The sequence below is a fragment of the Thalassotalea coralli genome (genome assembly GCF_055786205.1).
The window spans coordinates 1-466 of the sequence record NZ_JBVVBK010000023.1; the positions used below are offsets into that span (position 1 = coordinate 1).

Below are 466 nucleotides of genomic sequence, written 5' to 3' on the forward strand. Positions count from 1 at the left end.
GTGTGAACGGTGACACCGTATCGCTACAGAGCAGCACAGGTGCAGTCGCGGGTAGTGTCGCACTGAGCAGTGATCGCAGAACGATCACGTTTACGCCGGATGAGTATCTGGTGGCGGGTGAAGGCTATGAGCTGGTTGTTGCGGGCGTATGTGATGTAGCGGGTAATGAAGTTGCTGAATACCGCGTGAGCTTCACCGCCGACAGCAGCGGCAGTGTGGATACCGCCTACCCTAGAATAACCAGTGTTACACCAGCAAATAATACTACCGACGTGTCAGTTTCATCGCCGATTGTGGTGACCTTTAACGAAGCAATCGATGCGTCAAATATCAGCAATACAATACGTATTCAGGTGAACGGACAAAGTGGCTATGTAGCAGGTGACTATCAGGTAGAAGGCAATGTGGTGACGTTTACACCGAGTGCTCAGTTCCCAGGTAGCACCCAAATTAAAACAACAATCAG

General features: G+C 50.6%; 1 protein-coding gene. It reads left to right on the plus strand.

The genetic code is table 11. The features are described 5' to 3' along the window. On the plus strand, positions 1-466 hold a 466-nt coding region (locus ACOB80_RS20855), incomplete at both ends, for an Ig-like domain-containing domain (protein WP_473167800.1).